This is a genomic window from Streptomyces sp. NPDC058697, from assembly GCF_042715345.1.
Classification (GTDB): domain Bacteria; phylum Actinomycetota; class Actinomycetes; order Streptomycetales; family Streptomycetaceae; genus Streptomyces; species Streptomyces liliifuscus.
In genome coordinates this window covers 137098-153294 of the sequence record NZ_JBHXSU010000018.1, presented here as the reverse complement: position 1 = coordinate 153294, position 16197 = coordinate 137098, and the positions used below count along the sequence as shown (strand labels likewise).

Annotated in this window: 17 protein-coding genes; 10 read left to right on the top strand and 7 right to left on the bottom strand. The window is 69.3% G+C overall.

Annotation, left to right across the window (positions count from 1 at the left end; genetic code table 11):
* Positions 1-271 precede the first annotated feature (271 nt).
* The 3 genes from ACFWXQ_RS33490 (at position 272) to ACFWXQ_RS33480 (ending at position 4161) form a co-directional block, all read left to right on the top strand.
* Positions 272-1678, top strand: a complete 1407-nt coding sequence (locus tag ACFWXQ_RS33490; protein ID WP_200395921.1) for a family 2B encapsulin nanocompartment shell protein — start codon at positions 272-274, stop codon at positions 1676-1678.
* 148 nt (positions 1679-1826) lie between these two features.
* On the top strand, positions 1827-2975 hold the full coding sequence (locus ACFWXQ_RS33485) for a family 2 encapsulin nanocompartment cargo protein polyprenyl transferase (RefSeq protein ID WP_383949031.1): 1149 nt from the start codon (positions 1827-1829) through the stop codon (positions 2973-2975).
* A gap of 550 nt (positions 2976-3525) precedes the next feature.
* The gene (locus ACFWXQ_RS33480; RefSeq protein ID WP_383949033.1) at positions 3526-4161 is read left to right on the top strand and encodes a GNAT family N-acetyltransferase; all 636 of its coding nucleotides are present in this window, start codon (positions 3526-3528) and stop codon (positions 4159-4161) included.
* An 82-nt stretch (positions 4162-4243) separates the two neighbouring features.
* Here the strand turns inward: ACFWXQ_RS33480 and ACFWXQ_RS33475 are convergent, their stop codons facing one another.
* Positions 4244-4840 (bottom strand): TetR/AcrR family transcriptional regulator, encoded by a 597-nt coding sequence (locus ACFWXQ_RS33475; RefSeq protein WP_383949036.1) that lies wholly within the window; start codon positions 4838-4840, stop codon positions 4244-4246.
* A gap of 119 nt (positions 4841-4959) precedes the next feature.
* On the opposite strand from ACFWXQ_RS33475, the gene ACFWXQ_RS33470 reads away from it, so the two are divergent.
* From ACFWXQ_RS33470 to ACFWXQ_RS33455, 4 genes are all read left to right on the top strand, one after another.
* The gene (locus ACFWXQ_RS33470; RefSeq protein ID WP_383949038.1) at positions 4960-5544 is read left to right on the top strand and encodes a dihydrofolate reductase family protein; all 585 of its coding nucleotides are present in this window, start codon (positions 4960-4962) and stop codon (positions 5542-5544) included.
* Between the two features lie 60 nt (positions 5545-5604).
* Complete coding sequence (locus tag ACFWXQ_RS33465; RefSeq protein ID WP_383949041.1) at positions 5605-5859, top strand: hypothetical protein; 255 nt, start codon at positions 5605-5607, stop codon at positions 5857-5859.
* A 126-nt stretch (positions 5860-5985) separates the two neighbouring features.
* Entirely contained in the window at positions 5986-6399 is a 414-nt protein-coding gene (locus tag ACFWXQ_RS33460; RefSeq protein ID WP_383949044.1) for a YciI family protein, read from the top strand.
* Positions 6396-7646 (top strand): RNA polymerase sigma factor, encoded by a 1251-nt coding sequence (locus ACFWXQ_RS33455; protein WP_383949046.1) that lies wholly within the window; start codon positions 6396-6398, stop codon positions 7644-7646. Before ACFWXQ_RS33460 ends, ACFWXQ_RS33455 begins: the two co-directional genes overlap by 4 nt.
* A 66-nt stretch (positions 7647-7712) precedes the next feature.
* On the opposite strand, the gene ACFWXQ_RS33450 is transcribed toward ACFWXQ_RS33455, so the two are convergent.
* Positions 7713-8126, bottom strand: coding sequence for a helix-turn-helix transcriptional regulator (locus ACFWXQ_RS33450; RefSeq protein WP_383949048.1), 414 nt, complete (start codon positions 8124-8126; stop codon positions 7713-7715).
* Between the two features lie 187 nt (positions 8127-8313).
* Positions 8314-8709, bottom strand: coding sequence for a superoxide dismutase, Ni (gene sodN, locus ACFWXQ_RS33445; protein WP_200395912.1), 396 nt, complete (start codon positions 8707-8709; stop codon positions 8314-8316).
* A gap of 144 nt (positions 8710-8853) precedes the next feature.
* Between sodN and sodX the strand changes: the two genes are divergently transcribed.
* Positions 8854-9288, top strand: a complete 435-nt coding sequence (gene sodX, locus ACFWXQ_RS33440; protein ID WP_200395911.1) for a nickel-type superoxide dismutase maturation protease — start codon at positions 8854-8856, stop codon at positions 9286-9288.
* Here sodX and ACFWXQ_RS33435 read toward each other — a convergent pair.
* Complete coding sequence (locus tag ACFWXQ_RS33435) at positions 9192-9821, bottom strand: CGNR zinc finger domain-containing protein (protein WP_383949053.1); 630 nt, start codon at positions 9819-9821, stop codon at positions 9192-9194. The genes sodX and ACFWXQ_RS33435 overlap by 97 nt on opposite strands.
* Before the next feature lie 98 nt (positions 9822-9919).
* On the opposite strand from ACFWXQ_RS33435, the gene ACFWXQ_RS33430 reads away from it, so the two are divergent.
* Positions 9920-10678: a class I SAM-dependent methyltransferase gene (locus ACFWXQ_RS33430; protein ID WP_383949056.1), complete on the top strand. Its 759-nt coding sequence runs from the start codon at positions 9920-9922 to the stop codon at positions 10676-10678.
* 608 nt (positions 10679-11286) lie between these two features.
* Here the strand turns inward: ACFWXQ_RS33430 and ACFWXQ_RS33425 are convergent.
* The 3 genes from ACFWXQ_RS33425 to ACFWXQ_RS33415 are packed head-to-tail and all read right to left on the bottom strand — an operon-like array spanning position 11287 to position 14027.
* A complete protein-coding gene (locus ACFWXQ_RS33425; RefSeq protein ID WP_383947932.1) occupies positions 11287-12090 on the bottom strand; it encodes an amino acid ABC transporter ATP-binding protein in 804 nt (267 codons plus the stop codon).
* Positions 12087-13031 (bottom strand): amino acid ABC transporter permease, encoded by a 945-nt coding sequence (locus tag ACFWXQ_RS33420; RefSeq protein ID WP_383947929.1) that lies wholly within the window; start codon positions 13029-13031, stop codon positions 12087-12089. The genes ACFWXQ_RS33425 and ACFWXQ_RS33420 overlap by 4 nt, the downstream gene beginning before the upstream one ends.
* Positions 13032-13064: 33 nt before the next feature.
* Positions 13065-14027, bottom strand: a complete 963-nt coding sequence (locus ACFWXQ_RS33415) for an ABC transporter substrate-binding protein (protein WP_383947926.1) — start codon at positions 14025-14027, stop codon at positions 13065-13067.
* A gap of 670 nt (positions 14028-14697) precedes the next feature.
* Between ACFWXQ_RS33415 and ACFWXQ_RS33410 the strand changes: the two genes are divergently transcribed.
* Positions 14698-15921: an NADP-dependent malic enzyme gene (locus ACFWXQ_RS33410; RefSeq protein ID WP_383947924.1), complete on the top strand. Its 1224-nt coding sequence runs from the start codon at positions 14698-14700 to the stop codon at positions 15919-15921.
* Positions 15922-16197: the final 276 nt, after the last annotated feature.

Below are 16197 nucleotides of genomic sequence, written 5' to 3'. Positions count from 1 at the left end.
CCTCAGTCGTTCGTCCGTAGTCGTTCGTCCGTTTTGCCGGTTCAACGGGCGGCCCGATCTTGAAGTTCCCGTTCGGGAAGTGATCGGGAAGTGATTGGGAAGATCCACGGCGCCGGGCGGGCGGTCGCCAGGATCTGTCGGCCTGGACGGGACCCTCCGTTATGCCCGGCTTTCGAAGATCCATTCCCGCTCTTTCGTGTAATAGCACCGGCACGGTCCGTGATGGAAGTGTTCTCGGCGCAGCTCATTGCACGATGGGGAGGGCAATTTCATGTCGGTAGGCGAAGAGATCCGCGCGGACCAGGATCAGCCGCAGAAGAGTCTCGGCACATCCGCGGCGCGGAACCTGGCCACCACCACCAAGTCCGCACCGCAGATGCAGGAGATCAGCTCACGATGGCTGCTGCGCATGCTGCCGTGGGTGAACGTGCAGGGCGGCACATACCGCGTGAACCGCAGGCTCAGCTACTCGGTGGGCGACGGTCGCGTGACGTTCGTGAAGACCGGTGACCGGGTCCAGGTCATTCCCGCGGAGCTCGGCGAACTGCCGGCACTGCGCACGTACGAGGACCCGGAGGTGCTCGCCGAGCTCGCCCAGCGCTGCCAGCAGCGGGAGTTCGACCCGGGTGACGTCCTCGCCTCCTTCGGCAGCCAGGCCGACGAGGTGTTCCTGCTCGCACACGGCAAGGTCGAGAAGATCGGCACGGGTCCGTACGGGGACGACGCGGTCCTGGGCGTCCTCGCCGACGGCGCCTACTTCGGTGAGCAGGCGATCATCGATCCGGAGGCCATCTGGGAGTACACGGCCCGCGCGGTCACGGCCTGTACGGTCCTCGCGCTGCCCCGCCAGGACCTCGACCAGATCGCCGAGCGCTCCGAATCCCTGCGCGAGCACCTGCAACAACTGCGCGCGATTCCCACGCAGCGCGCCAACAACTACGGCGAGAAGGAGATCGACCTCGCCGCCGGCCACACCGGAGAGCCGGCCATCCCGGGGACGTACGTCGACTACGACGCGGCACCGCGCGAGTACGAACTCAGCGTCGCCCAGACCGTGCTGCGCATCCACACGCGCGTGGCCGACCTCTACAACCAGCCGATGAACCAGACCGAGCAGCAGTTGCGGCTCACGGTCGAGGCGTTGAAGGAGCGCCAGGAGCACGAGCTCATCAACAACCGGGAGTTCGGGCTGCTCAACAACTGCGAGTACGACCAGCGGCTGCAGCCGCACGACGGCGTACCCAGCCCGGACGACCTGGACGAGCTGCTCACCAGGCGGCGCGGCACCAGGCTGCTGCTCGCCCACCCGCGCGCGATCTCCGCGTTCGGCCGCGAGCTCAACAAGCGGGGGCTCGTCCCGGAGACCATCGACATGGGCGGCAACCGCATTCCCACCTGGCGCGGCGTGCCGATCTTCCCGTGCAACAAGATCCCGGTCACCGAGGCCCGCACGACCTCGATCATCGCCATGCGTACGGGCGAGGCCGACCAGGGCGTCATCGGGCTCCAGCAGGCCGGCATCCCGGACGAGATCGAGCCGAGCCTGTCCGTGCGGTTCATGGGCATCAGCGAGCAGGCGATCATGTCGTACCTGGTGACGACGTACTACTCGGCCGCGGTCCTGGTGCCCGACGCGCTCGGGGTCCTGGAGAACGTCGAGATCGGCCGCTGGAGGTGACGTCCCGTACGGCGCGCGCCGTGTCCCCGTCCGCCGGTGGGGGCGGACCGAGGGAGTACGCGCCTGTCGTCGGAGGACCGAGGGGGTACGAGCCCGTCGCCGGCGGAACCGCCACGGCCACTGTCCGCGCACTCTGCGAGGCGGATCCATGGGTGGGCTCATGACGGAGACGCAACAGAGCCCGCTACCGGCCGTAGGAGGACCGGAAGAAGCCGAAGAACCGGAAGCGCGGGGAGGGCCGGTGCCTGGTGGCGTGCCCGTCGGGCGGCGGGGTTCGCCCGACGGGCAGGAGGCCACTGGGATCCTGGAGCGGTCCCGTGCGTCGGTCGACCCCGAACTGCGCCGGGCCGTCGAGTCGTTGCCAGGCCCGTTGCGTCGTATCGCGCTCTACCACTTCGGGTGGGAGCACGCGGACGGCAGCCCGGCGGCGGGGAACTCGGGCAAGGCGATCCGGCCCGCGCTCGTGCTGGCCGCGGTCAGGGCGCTCGGCGGACAGCAGGAGACGGCCGTACGGGCGGCCGCCGCGGTGGAGCTGGTGCACAACTTCACCCTGCTGCACGACGACGTGATGGACCGGGACACGACCCGCAGGCACCGGCCGACGGCGTGGGCGGTGTTCGGGGACGCCGACGCGGTTCTCGCCGGGGACTCCCTGCAGGCGCTGGCCCACCAGTTGCTCGCCGAGGATCCGCATCCTGCGTCCTCGGCGGCGGCCGCGCGGCTCGCGAGCTGCGTCGTCGAACTGTGCGCGGGCCAGCACACGGACACCGCGATGGAGCGTCGCGGTCCCGACGACGTCACGCTCGACGAGGTGCTCGCCATGGCCGAGGCCAAGACGGGGGCGCTGCTCGGCTGCGCGTGCGCGCTCGGGGCGCTGTACGCGGGGGCCGGAGAGGAGGACATCGACGCCCTCGACGCGTTCGGGCGGGAGGCCGGGCTCGCCTTCCAGCTCATCGACGACGTGATCGGCATCTGGGGGGACCCGAGCCGCACCGGCAAGCCGGCCGGGGCGGACCTCATGGCCCGCAAGAAGTCCCTCCCCGTGGTCGCCGCGCTCGCCTCCGGCACACCGGCCGCGGCCGAACTGGCCGAGCTGTACCGGGCTCCGTACCGCGACGGCGACCTGGAGCGTACGGTCCTCGCCGTCGAGCGGGCGGGCGGGCGCGACTGGGCCCAGGTCCAGGCCGCCGACCGGATGGCCAGGTCCCTGCAGCACCTGTCCCGGGCCGTCCCGGATCCGGAGGCGGCGGGAGGGCTTCTGTCACTGGCGGAGTTCGTGACGCGGCGGAGCACGTGAGTTCGGGCCGTAGGCCGTAGGCGGTGGGCGATCGGGAGCGATTGGAGCGACCAGTGAGACGGGCAGGACGGCTAGGTCGGGTGCGACGAGTGACGGGTGATCGAAGGGCGGCGCGTATGTAGAGACCAGGGGCCGATGCCGTGCGGTGCCCGCGGGGACGCGGCAGCCGAAGCTGCACGGCGTCGGGGGCCGGAGTGAGGGCGGGGGTGGGGGTGGGGCAGAGCAGGGACGGGGGACAGGGGGCGTTCCCGGCTCGGCCCACTTCCCGTCCGGCCCGTCTCAACGCCGCCTGTCTCCGACTCACTTCCACCCTTGCTTCACTTTTGCCACTCCACCCTGAGCGGTGCGGCGTTCGTCGGCCGTAATGGGTACGAGACTCCGGGGCCCTCTTCGCCGCGCGGTGCCTGACAACGCGGTGAGGCGGAGGGGTTCCGGTTCCGGCGGGCCCCGCGCATCCCCACGGTGTGCGGGGCCCGTCGCCTTCTGCCGAAGTGATCGCTAGGCTGCAACGGCCGAGTGGGCATGGGCAGTTGAGCCAAAGGGGCGGGCTATGGGCGTGGCGATCCGAAGAGCGGGCGAGGATGATCGGGAGGCCGTGACACGACTGCTCGACGAGGCCTTTCAGAACGACCCGGTGAGCAGCTGGATCTTCCCCGACGCGGAACACCGGCGGCGGACGCACCCGCTGCTGATGGGGGCCTTCGTCGACGGCGTGCTCGCCGAGGGGTACGTGGACGTCACGGAGGACGGTTCGGCCTGCGCGCTGTGGCTTTCGATGCCCGCGGAGCCTGCCGAGGAGGACGACGAGGACGGGCCCGCCCAACTGCGCGAGGACGTCGATCCCGAGAACGAACGGGTCGAGCTGATAGGCCGGTTGACCGCCGGGATCCACCCGGAGGGGCAGGCCCACGAGTACCTCTGGATGATCGCCGTCGCACCGGGCCGGCAGGGGGAGGGGCTCGGTTCGGCGCTTGTCCAGCATGTGCTGGACCGGTGTGACGGTGAAGGTGTCGCCGCGTATCTGGAGGCGAGCAGTGCGCGCAGCCGGGGGCTCTATGAGCGGCTCGGGTTCGAATTCACGGGGAGCGCGCTTGAGCTTCCGGCCGGGCCGCTGATGTGGCCCATGTGGCGTGAACCGCTGGGTGAACCGCTGCGTGAACCGCAGCGCGGGGCTGTCGGTTTGTAGTCTGCGGGCCGGTGGGGGCTGGTCGCGCAGTTCCCCGCGCCCCTGATGGGGCGCCCCCGTCCGCCCAGCCGTCGGGCAGGCCCTAGTCGCCCCCGGCCGGCACGATCGTCGCCACGATTCGTTCCACCAGGCCGTCCGGGACGGTCACTCCCGGGAGTACGCCCTCCAGGACGCCCGGCAGGGTCAGGTGTTCCAGGATCAGGCCGAGCATGGCGAGGTAGAGGACCGTCACCGTCTCGTCGCCGCCGGGGAGGCCTGCCCCGCGGTGGAACTCCATGCCGTATTCGAGGTCGGCGCGGATCGTCTTCGTGTAGGAGGCGCGGAGTTCGGGGCGCCGCGTGGCCTCCAGGCGCATCTCCAGCAGGGCCAGATAGCCCGTGCGGTCGCGCTGGGCGCGGGCCATGAGGTCGTGCATGAACGCCGTGACCAGGGCGCGGTCCTTGGGGGCCTTCATGAGTTCGGCCAGGACCTCGGGGTCCGGGGCGAGGCGTTCGTGGAGGTGGGCGTCGATCTGGCGGAGCAGGTCGTCGCGGCCGCTGAAGTAGTTCGAGGCCGTGCCCACCGGCACCCCGGCCTCACCGTCCACCGCGCGGAACGTCAGCCCGCGCGCCCCCTCGCGCGCCAGCACCTCCACACCGGCGTCGACCAGGGCGGCCCGGCGCTCCGGATTGCTCGCCATGCGGAATCCCCTCTCCTACTTCAGTCCCGTACGGGAGATCCTCGGAAATCCCCTTGCAACCACTACAGGTGAAGCACTATGAATGGAGTGGTTAACGCATCCTACGGAAAGAGACCGGCTTGCGAAAGCTCACGTATTTCATCGCCTGTTCGATCGACGGCTTCATCGGCGACCCGAGCGGCGACGCACAGATGATGGTGGAGATGGTCGACGAGGAGTTCTTCGACTTCCTCAGGACCGAATACCCGGAGACGTTGCCGACCCACGGCCGTCAAGCGACGGGCACGGACCACCTGGCGAACCAGAAGTTCGACACGATCATCCAGGGCCGTGCCAGCTACGACATCGCGCTGGAGATCGGCGTCACCAGCCCGTACGCCCATATGCGCGAGTACGTCGCCTCGCGCAGCCTGAAGGAGTCGCCCGACCCGCACGTCGAGATCATCTCCGACGACCTGGTCGGCAAGGTCCGCGAACTCAAGGCGGAGGACGGCGAACTCGGTGTCTACCTGTGCGGCGGCTCCCGGCTCGCGGGCGAGCTGGTCGACGAGATCGACGAGATCGTCGTCAAGACGTACCCGATCGTGCTCGGCTCCGGCATGCCGATGTTCGGCTCCGGGTTCGCCATCGGCGAGTTCACGCTCGGCGAGGTGCGCACGTTCAAGAACGGAGCGATCGTGCGGACGTACAGCAGGAAGGGCTGATTCCGGGGCGGGTTCGTCGCCCGCCTGTCGGGGCGCGCCCTCCCGCAATACCCTGGGGACATGACCAGCGATGAGTACGTCTGTCCGGTCTGCAAGCAGGCCGTGGACACGGTCGTTCGTCGGCGCAAGACCCTCGGGGTCTTCGTGCCCCTGTGGAGCGCGGGCCCCTGCCGGAACTCCACGTGCGCGGAGTACGAGAAGGCCGAAGCCGAGTCGGAGCGCGTTCTGGCGAGCGAGCCCGGACCGCCCGAGGCACCGCAGGCGGTCGCCGGCCAGGCGGCTGCGGACCAGGCGTCCGTGGAGCGGGATTCCTGACTGCGGCGGTCCGCGAGAAATTGCGGGAAAGTTTTTTTCGCGCGCCTGTAGAGAACCGCGGCCCGGCTCCGACGTCCCCTGTGAGAGCCACCCACTGCGGGCGGCCCGAACCGAAGGAGCGGACTCATGAAGTACCTCGTGATGATCCAGGGCACGCAGGCCGACTACGCGGCGCAGAGCGGCAAGGGCTCCGCCGACGCGCCCACCTGGACCGAGCAGGACATCCAGACCATGTACGCGCACATGGGCGCGATCAACAACGACCTCGCCGAGACCGGGGAGATCGTCGACGCCAACGGTCTGTCGGAGCCTGCGAAGGCCCGGTTCGTCGAGCGGGGCCCGGACGGGAAGCCCGTGATCACCGACGGGCCGTACAGCGAGACCAAGGAAGTACTCGCCGGGTACTGGGTCCTGGACTGCGCCAGCCTGGAGCGGGTCACGGAGATCGCCGCGCGGGTCCTCGAATGCCCCGTCCCCGAGGGCACGAAGCAGTACCCGTTGGTCATCCGCGCGATCCCCGACGGCAGCGGGGACGTGTGAGCCGTCCCCCCAGACACCCCTCGGGACGTACGACCGAGGTCGAGGACCTGCTGCGCCGCCACGCGCCGCAGGTCCTCGGCGCGCTCGTGCGCCGGTACGGACACTTCGACGCCGCCGAGGACGCCGTACAGGAGGCGCTTCTCGCGGCGGCCGGGCAGTGGCCCGAGGCCGGGGTGCCCGAGAATCCGCGCGGCTGGCTGATCAAGGTCGCCTCACGGCGGCTCACGGACGTGCTGCGCAGTGAGGAGGCGCGGCGGCTGCGCGAGGAGCGGGCGGCGGCGCTCACTCCGCGCGACGCCTTCACGGCCCCGCCGCCCGGCGCCGACCGCGCGCCGTCCGAGGACGACACCCTCACGCTCCTCTTCCTCTGCTGCCACCCCGAGCTGACCCGGTCCGCGCGGATCGCGCTCACGCTGCGGGCGGTCGGCGGTCTGACGACGGCCGAGATCGCCCGTGCGCATCTGATGCCCGAGGCGAGCATGGCGCAGCGGATCAGCCGGGCCAAGCAGAAGGTGAAGGGCACGAGCTTCGGCCGCCCCGAGAACTGGGAGGAGCGGCTGCCGGCGGTCCTGCACGTCCTGTACCTCATCTTCAACGAGGGGTACACGGCCACGTCCGGTGCTGCGCTCCAGCGGGCCGAACTCGCGGGCGAGGCCATCCGGTTGACCCGTATCGTGCACGCGCTGCTGCCCGGCCACTGCGAGGTGACGGGTCTGCTGGCGCTCATGCTCCTCACCGACGCCCGCCGTGCCGCGCGCACCGGACCGCACGGCGAACTGGTGCCGCTCGACGAGCAGGACCGCGCGCTGTGGGACAAGGCGGCGATCGACGAGGGTGTGGCCCTCGTGACGCGGGCGCTGGCCCGACCGCAGTTGGGCCCCTACCAGTTGAGGGCCGCGATCGCCGCCGTCCACGACGAGGCGGCCTCGCCCGACGACACCGACTGGCAGGAGATCCTCGGCCTCTACGACATCCTCGTCCGCTTGGTCCCCGGTCCCGTGGAACGCCTCAACCGCGCGGTGGCCGTCGCGATGGCCCACGGTCCGGAGGCCGGTCTCGCCGAACTCGCCTCCCTGGAGGGGGAGCTGTCGACGGGCCATCGCCTTGACGCGGTCCGCGCCCACCTCCTGGAACGGGCCGGCGACACCGAGGCCGCCCGCACCGCCTACGAGTCGGCAGCCGCCAAGACCCTCAGCCGCCCGGAACAGCGCTACCTACGGGCACGCGCGTCCCGCCTGGCTACCTGAGGCCCGCCACTGCCCTGAGGGTGCCCCGGTCCGCAGTTGCCTCGGCCCCCAGACCCCCCCCGGCCCTCAGGACGGTGGCTCGGATGCCCGGACGCGTGTGGGTCTTGTGTACATCTTCGCCACGCAGGCCGGGATCGCGGCCCCCGCGTCGTGCGGCCGGGCCCGGTACGCGCTCGGGGACTCGCCCACCAGCTCGGTGAAGCGGGAGCTGAACGACCCCAGTGACGTACACCCGACCGCTATGCAGACCTCCGTGACGGTCAGGTCGCCGCGCCGCAGCAGCGCCTTCGCGCGCTCGATGCGCCGCGTCATGAGATAGCCGTACGGAGTCTCGCCGAAGGCCGCCCGGAAGCTGCGCTGGAAGTGGCCCGCCGACATCAGCGCCGTACGCGCGAGCGCGGGCACGTCCAGCGGCTCGGCGTACTCACGGTCCATCCGGTCGCGCGCCTTGCGCAGCCGGACCAGATCTTCCGTGTTCATGCCCTTCAGCATGCCACGGCCCACCGACAGCGCCCCTGGCTCGTGGCCGGTCAACCTGCCCGGACGGCCGTCGGGCTGCCCCCTCGGCGCGGGTTCCGACCGGCCGGTGGCCGGGAAGCGGAACGCGGAAGGGGCCCGGCCAAGGCATTGGCCGGGCCCCTCCACCGCGAAAACGGAAGGCGTTGGGTCACGCCTTCTTGGTCTCCCAGAAGATCTTGTCGATCTGGGCGATGTAGTCCAGCGCCTTCTGGCCCGTGGCCGGGTCGGTCGAGCCCTTGGCGGCCGAGAGGGCCTTGAGGGCGTCGTTGACCAGCTGGTGCAGCTCCGGGTACTTCTCGAAGTGCGGGGGCTTGAAGTAGTCGCTCCAGAGCACCGAGACGTGGTGCTTGGCGAGCTCGGCGCGCTGCTCCTTGATGACGGTGGCGCGAGCCTGGAAGTGCGGGTCGTCGTTGGCGGCCATCTTCTCCTGCACGGCCTTCACCGACTCCGCCTCGATGCGGGCCTGGGCCGGGTCGTACACACCGCAGGGCAGGTCGCAGTGTGCGCTGACCTGGACCTTGGGGGCAAACAGGCGGGAGAGCATTGAGCTGTCCTTCCTCGTGATCGTCTTCTCAGGTGGGACATTACTCCGTGAGGGACGGGTTTTCGCGAGTGCCCCCATGGGCTTAGGACAAAAGTCCAGGGTGAGACTGGGACTCGTGGAGGATGGACCGGGGAGGTGCCGGTGATGCCGGAGCTGTCGCAGGAGACCGAGCGTGGAAGGGCCGCCCTGCCCTTCGGTACGGCCGAGGTGACGGGGCCGTCCATGGTGCCCACACTGCAGCACGGGGACCTCCTCGTCGTGCAGTACGGGGCCCGGGTCAGGCCCGGTGACGTGGTCGTGCTGCGTCATCCGTTCCAGCAGGACCTGCTGGTCGTCAAGCGCGCGGCCGAGCGGCGCGAGGGAGGCTGGTGGGTGCTCGGCGACAACGCGTACGCGGGTGGGGACAGTACCGACTACGGGACCGTGCCCGAGGAGCTCGTCCTCGGGAAGGTCCGGTTCCGGTACCGGCCGCCGAAGAAGGGTCAGCGCTCGCCGTTCGCGGTGGCGCGCTGGGTGCTGTCGGCCGCCAGGCCGGTGCTCTCCGACCGGTCCGCCTCCAGGCGTTTGCGGGCCCGGTAGGCGGCGACGTTCGCCCGGGTCGCGCAGCGGTCCGAGCAGTAGCGCCGGGAGCGGTTCGTCGAGGTGTCGAGGTAGGCGTTGCGGCACGGCGCTGCCTCGCACAGGCCCAGGCGGTCCACGCCGTACTCCGTGAGGTGGAAGGCCAGGCCCATCGCGGCGGTCGCGGCGTACCCCGCGGTCGCGTTCGACGGGTGGTCCGCCAGGTGCATGTGCCACAGCGGGCGGCCGTCGTCGTCCCGGAAGTCGTGGCCGGAGATCTGCGGGCTCACCGGGAACTCCAGGAGCAGCGAGTTCAACAGGTCCACGGCGAGGGTCTCGTCGCCGCCGTCGGCCGCCTCAAAGACCGCGCGCAGCCGGGCCCGTACGCCGCGGAAGCGGGTCACGTCCGCGTCCGTGGCGCGGCGGGCCGCCGACGAGTTGCCGCCGAAGAGGTCACGGATGGCCTCGACCGAGGTGAGCGCGTCCTTGCCCCGGGCCGGTTCCTCGCTGTTGACGAGTCGTACGGCGTAGTCCGAGTAATAGGCCAGTTCCACTTGTAGTCCTTACGGAGGCACTCTATCGTCGTGGTTTGGACAGGTAATGGCTAATTGCACTTCCAGGGTATTACACGCTGGAGGGGAGAGGGGTATCCATGACGACCGACATCGGAGCCGACTGGGCTGCCTGGCAGGAGAGCTGGGACCGGCAGCAGGAGTGGTACATGCCGGACCGTGAGGAGCGGTTCCGGGTCATGCTCGACATGGTCGAGGCCCTCGTGGGCCCCGAGCCGCGTGTCCTGGACCTCGCGTGCGGTACGGGAAGTATCACGGCCCGCCTCCTCGAAAGGTTCCCGAAGGCCGTCAGTACCGGCGTCGACCTCGATCCCGCGCTGCTGACCATCGCCCGGGGCACCTTCGAGGGCGACGACCGGGTCGCCTTCGTCACGGCCGACCTCAAGGACCCCGACTGGCCGGCGACGCTGCCGTACGACTCGTACGACGCCGTCCTCACGGCCACCGCTCTCCACTGGCTGCACAGGGAACCCCTCGCGGTCCTCTACGGTCAGGTCGCGGAACTCGTCCGCGACGGCGGGGTGTTCATGAACGCGGACCACATGATCGACGAGACGACTCCGCGGATCAATGCGGCGGATCGTGCGCAGCGGCATGGCCGTATGGACGAGGCCAAGGCCGGCGGGGTTCTCGACTGGGCGGACTGGTGGCAGCTTGCCGGGCAGGATCCTGTCCTTGCCGAGCCCACGGCTCGTCGCTTCGAGATCTACGGCGAGCATGCGGACGGTGACACGCCGTCCGTCGAGTGGCACGCGCGCGTGCTGCGCGAGAAGGGCTTCGCGGAGGCCCGTGCGGTCTGGCGCTCCCCGTCGGACGCGCTGGTCCTGGCCGTCAAGTAGCAGGCTTCTCTCGCCCCCGCCGCCCCTACCCGTCCCATCCCTGGGGGCTGCCGCCCCCAGACCCCCGCTGATCGGCCTAAACGGCCTCGTCCTCAAGCGCCGGACGGGCTGAGGGGTGGGTGGGGGCTGATGGGGTGGGTGGGTTGATCGGGAGTGGGCGGGGATCGGCCTGGCGGCCTTGTCCTCAAGCGCCGGACGGGCTGAGGGGTGAGTGGGGGCTGATGGGGGTGGGTGGGTTGACCGGGAGTGGGCGGGGATCGGCCTGGACGGCCTTGTCCTCAAGCGCCGGGCGGGCTGGGTCGTGCGGGGCTGGTCGGGTGGGTGGGTTGACCGGGGGTGGGTGGAGATCGGCCTGAATGGGCTTGCCTCAAGCGTCGGACGGGCTGAGAAGTTAATGCTGGGTTGGCTGAAAGGTGAGTATCGGGAGGGTCGGAAGCTGGGGCGTAGACCCGCTTTCAGGGGCGCGGGGAACTGCGCGATCAGCCCCCGCCGGCCCGCAGACGTCTTGTCGGCCCGGTGGCAGGCGAACGCGGAGGGGCGGTACGGAAATCCGTACCGCCCCTCCGCGAACCAGCTGAGCAAACCGAACCGGCTGAACCGGCGGACGGCTAAAGCACCTTTGACAGGAACGATTGTGTTCGCTCCTGCTGCGGGTTCGTCAGGACGTCCCGGGGGTTGCCGGACTCGACGACCACGCCCTCGTCCATGAAGACCAGCGAGTCGCCGACCTCACGGGCGAAGCCCATCTCGTGGGTGACGACGATCATCGTCATGCCGGACTCGGCGAGGTCGCGCATGACGTCGAGGACGTCGCCGACGAGCTCAGGGTCGAGGGCCGAGGTCGGCTCGTCGAACAGCATCAGCTTCGGGTCCATGGCAAGCGCCCGGGCGATCGCGACCCGCTGCTGCTGGCCACCGGAGAGCTGCGAGGGGTAGTTGGCCGCCTTGTCGGCGAGACCGACCCGCTCAAGGAGCTGCGCCGCACGCTCCCGCGCCTGCGCCTTGCTGACGCCCTTGACCTGGATCGGCGCCTCCATGACGTTCTCCGTCGCCGTCATGTGCGGGAACAGGTTGAAGCGCTGGAACACCATGCCGATGTCCCGCCGCTTCAGCGCGACCTCGCTGTCCTTGAGCTCGTACAGCTTGTCGCCCTTCTGGCGATAGCCGACCAGCTCCCCGTCCACGTACAGCCGCCCGGCGTTGACCTTCTCCAGGTGGTTGATGCACCGCAGGAACGTCGACTTGCCGGAGCCGGAGGGGCCGATGAGGCAGAAGACCTCGCTGGGCTTCACCTCGAGGTCGATGCCCTTGAGGACCTCGACGGGGCCGAACGACTTGTGGACGCCTTCGGCCTTCACCATGGGCGTACCGGAGCCCGCAGCGGTCGCACTCTTCGTCATGTCGGTGCTCATGCCTTGGCCCCTCCCCCCGAGCGGTTGGACAGTGACAGCATGTTCGCCTTGATCTTCTGGAACGGTGTGGCCGGCAGCGAACGGCTCGAACCGCGGGCGTAGTACCGCTCGATGTAGTACTGCCCGACGCTGAGCACCGAGGTCAGGACCAGGTACCAGGCGGCGGCCAGGAAGTACATCTCCACCGGTGCGCCGGAGGTCTGCCCGATGTCCTGGGCGTACCGGAAGAGTTCGGAGAACTGGACCACCGACACCAGCGAGGTCGTCTTGAGCATGTTGATGACCTCGTTGCCCGTGGGGGGCACGATCACGCGCATCGCCTGCGGGATCACGATCCGGCGCAGGGTCTTGCCGTGGCTCATGCCCAGGGCGTGCGAGGCCTCGGTCTGGCCCTCGTCGACCGACAGGAGGCCCGCGCGGCAGATCTCCGCCATGTACGCGGCCTCGTTCAGGCCGAGTCCCAGGAGCGCCGTCAGCAACGGCGTCATGAAGCTCGACCACTCGTCCTTGTAGATCGGACCGAGGTTGATGTACTCGAAGACCAGGCCCAGGTTGAACCAGACGACGAGCTGGACCAGGACCGGGGTGCCGCGGAAGAACCAGATGTAGAACCACGCGATCGACGAGGTCACCGGGTTCCTCGACAGGCGCATCACCGCGAGCAGGATGCCGCCCACGATGCCGATCACCATCGAGAGGACGGTGAGGAGCATCGTCTGGCCGACGCCCTTGATGATGCGGTCGTCGAAGAAGTAGTCCGGAATGGCGTCCCAGTTGATCTTGCCCTGGGCGAACGCGTAGATGATCGAGACGAAGATCGCGATCGCGATGACGGCCGAGATGTACCGCCCGTAGTGGCGGACCGGGATGGCCTTGATGGCCTCCGGTCCGCCCGGGGGAGTGTCTTCGGGACCGGCCGTCTTGTCGATGTCAACAGTCACGGATGTTGCCTTTCAGCGCCGCTGGGAACGCGGTCACTTGCCGCCGTTGATGGCGGCTTCCTTGACGGCGCCGGCCTCGACGCCCCACTTTGCGATGATCTTGTCGTACTCGCCGTTCTTGATGATCGCGTCGAGCGCGGCCTGCAGGGCGTCCCGCAGCTCGGTGTTCGACTTGGCGATCGCGATGCCGTACGGGGCGGCCTCGACCTGCTCGCCGACGACCTCGAAGTCGTTGCCGCCGCCGGAGGTCTTCGCCGCGTACGCCGCGACGGGGAAGTCCGAGGAACCGGCGTCGGCGCCGCCGGCGCGCAGCCGGGTCTGGGCCTGCTGGTCGTTGTCGAAGGCCTCGATGGTGAGCTTCTGGCCGGCCGGACACTCCTTGGCCTGGGCCTTGGCCAGGTCGTTCGAGACGGTGTTGCGCTGCACCACGATCTTCTTGCCGCAGAGGTCGTCCCAGGTCTTGATGCCCTGGTCGGCGCCCTTCTTGGTGTAGATCGAGACGCCCGCGGTGAAGTAGTCGACGAAGTCGACGCCCTCGCCGACCTTCTTGCCGGTGTCGGCGTCGATGCCCTCCTGGCGGTCCTTGCTGTCCGTCATCGCCGACATCGCGATGTCGTACCGCTTGGAGCGCAGGCCGGTGAGCAGGGTGTCGAACGTGCCGTTCTCGAACTCGAACTTCACGCCGAGCTGCTTGCCCATGGCGTCGGCGAGGTCGGGGTCGATGCCCACGGTCTTGCCCGATTCGTCCTTGAACTCGACGGGCGCGTAGGCGATGTCCGAGCCGACCTTGATGACGCCCTTGTCGCGGATGGCCTTGGGCAGCTGGTCGGCGAGCGGGGCCGCGCTGGAGTCTGCGGTGTTCGAGCTGCCGCTGTCCTTGTCCTCGGTCTGGTCACCGCAGCCGGTGAGCAGCAGGGCGCCTGCGACCGCGATCGCACCGACCGCGGCTATCCGGGACTGCGCGGCGGTCGTACGACGGGTGGAGCTTGCGGTCATGGTGGGTTCCTCCGGCGGGTGGGTGGAGTTGCCGATGGGTCGGCAGTAGCCGATGGGTCGACGAGAACACACACCTTCGGGTGTCGCGACCTCGTGTGATTACGGCATCTTGCCATTCGGACTCGCGCCTTCAGGGTGCCCGCCATGTCAAAATCGGATAACGGGTGACCCCCGAACCGGACCGAGTCGGTCCGTCGAAGCCGGATCTTGTGCGGAAAACCCCCCGTCACGACCGGAAGATCTTCGGTGTACTGGGCGAAACGGGCGACTGCTTCTCCGCGTACGCGGTGCTTCGGTGCGCATCGGTGGATTGTTCGCCAAATGGGCGCGTTCGGCATATTCGACCATGAGTCCTGTCACCGGTATGTGACCTTCACTCTCCGGTATCCGGCCGGTATTCGGCCCGTATTCGGCTCGCGGTCCTCCGGTGTGCGGCCTTCCGTCGTCGGTGTGTGACCTTCGCGCCATGGACTCGTCTGCGATGCGGTCCGTCCGGTAAGAAGGTTCCTTACACCCCTCATCCGGGGCTCAGGGCGCGTGTGCGGCGCGCCCGTCGCGTATGACCCGTACGTATGCGTACGTAACCGTCATCTGGGACATATGTGGTGCCCGCCTGCTCCTCACCCGGAGCGGAGACCCTCAACCATTAAGACTTAAGGGGTAAAACAAAGTGGCAGCGGAGATCGTCAATCCTCGCAGCGACAGCAGTACGGATCAGGAAGGAGGGGCCGAGCCCCTCGATTCCTTCGACCCGGCATTCGCGCTGCACCGCGGCGGCAAGATGGCCGTGCAGGCCACGGTGCCCGTCCGTGACAAGGACGACCTGTCCCTGGCGTACACGCCCGGCGTCGCGAAGGTCTGCACGGCCATCGCGGAGCAGCCGGAGCTCGTCCACGACTACACGTGGAAGTCGTCCGTGGTCGCCGTCGTGACCGACGGCACCGCCGTGCTCGGGCTCGGTGACATCGGGCCCGAGGCCTCCCTCCCCGTGATGGAGGGCAAGGCGATCCTGTTCAAGCAGTTCGGCGGGGTCGATGCCGTGCCGATCGCGCTCGCCTGCACCGGCGTCGACGAGATCGTCGAGACCGTGGTGCGGCTCGCGCCGTCCTTCGGCGGCGTGAACCTGGAGGACATCTCGGCGCCCCGGTGCTTCGAGATCGAGCGGCAGCTGCAGGAGCGGCTCGACATTCCGGTCTTCCACGACGACCAGCACGGCACGGCCGTCGTCACGCTGGCGGCCCTGCGGAACGCCGCGCGGCTGACCGGGCGGAGCCTCGGGCAGCTGCGGGCCGTCATCTCGGGCGCGGGTGCGGCCGGGGTCGCGATCGCCAAGTTCCTGCTTGAGGCGGGGCTCGGGGATGTCGCGGTCGCCGACCGCAGGGGCATCGTGTCGACGGACCGGGACGACCTGACGCCGGTCAAGCGGGAACTGGCCGCCATGACCAACAAGGCGGGGCTGTCCGGCTCGCTGGAGTCCGCGCTCGCCGGGGCCGACGTCTTCATCGGCGTTTCCGGCGGTACGGTGCCGGAGCCGGCCGTGGCGTCCATGGCCGAGGGTGCGTTCGTTTTCGCCATGGCGAACCCGGATCCCGAGGTGCATCCCGATGTCGCCCACAAGTACGCGGCGGTCGTCGCCACCGGGCGGTCGGACTTTCCGAACCAGATCAACAACGTGCTGGCGTTTCCCGGGATCTTCGCCGGGGCGCTTCAGGTGCGGGCCTCTCGGATCACCGAGGGGATGAAGATCGCTGCGGCGGAGGCGTTGGCTTCGGTCGTCGGGGACGACCTTGCCGCGGACTACGTGATTCCGTCGCCGTTCGACGAGCGGGTTGCTCCCGCCGTCACTGCCGCGGTTGCCGCGGCTGCTCGGGCTGAGGGTGTGGCTCGACGGTAGGTCTGTTCGGCCGACTGTTGGGCCGGCTGTGCGGTTCGGGTCCCGTCCTGGTGGGCGGGGCCCGGATTTTTTGTGCGTGGAGATTTTTTGCTCGGGGGTTCGGCTGGGTGGGTGGTGTGTGGGGGAGGGGCTGGAGGGTTCTGGGTGGGTGCGGGTCGGTGGGGGCTGGTCGCGCAGTTCCCCGCGCCCCTGAAAGCGGGGGGTTGCGCCCGGCCTTTTGCTTTTAGGGGCGCGGGGACTGCGCGCTCAGCCACTGACAACCCGCACTGGGCCGGT

Bases quoted from the DNA above. Each gene is read 5' to 3' on its own strand.
- ACFWXQ_RS33490 (WP_200395921.1), top strand. From the start codon at position 272: ATGTCGGTAGGCGAAGAGATCCGCGCGGACCAGGATCAGCCGCAGAAG.
- ACFWXQ_RS33485 (WP_383949031.1), top strand. From the start codon at position 1,827: ATGGGTGGGCTCATGACGGAGACGCAACAGAGCCCGCTACCGGCCGTA.
- ACFWXQ_RS33480 (WP_383949033.1), top strand. From the start codon at position 3,526: ATGGGCGTGGCGATCCGAAGAGCGGGCGAGGATGATCGGGAGGCCGTG.
- ACFWXQ_RS33475 (WP_383949036.1), bottom strand. From the start codon at position 4,840: ATGGCGAGCAATCCGGAGCGCCGGGCCGCCCTGGTCGACGCCGGTGTG.
- ACFWXQ_RS33465 (WP_383949041.1), top strand. From the start codon at position 5,605: ATGACCAGCGATGAGTACGTCTGTCCGGTCTGCAAGCAGGCCGTGGAC.
- ACFWXQ_RS33460 (WP_383949044.1), top strand. From the start codon at position 5,986: ATGAAGTACCTCGTGATGATCCAGGGCACGCAGGCCGACTACGCGGCG.
- ACFWXQ_RS33450 (WP_383949048.1), bottom strand. From the start codon at position 8,126: ATGAACACGGAAGATCTGGTCCGGCTGCGCAAGGCGCGCGACCGGATG.
- sodN (WP_200395912.1), bottom strand. From the start codon at position 8,709: ATGCTCTCCCGCCTGTTTGCCCCCAAGGTCCAGGTCAGCGCACACTGC.
- sodX (WP_200395911.1), top strand. From the start codon at position 8,854: ATGCCGGAGCTGTCGCAGGAGACCGAGCGTGGAAGGGCCGCCCTGCCC.
- ACFWXQ_RS33430 (WP_383949056.1), top strand. From the start codon at position 9,920: ATGACGACCGACATCGGAGCCGACTGGGCTGCCTGGCAGGAGAGCTGG.
- ACFWXQ_RS33425 (WP_383947932.1), bottom strand. From the start codon at position 12,090: ATGAGCACCGACATGACGAAGAGTGCGACCGCTGCGGGCTCCGGTACG.
- ACFWXQ_RS33415 (WP_383947926.1), bottom strand. From the start codon at position 14,027: ATGACCGCAAGCTCCACCCGTCGTACGACCGCCGCGCAGTCCCGGATA.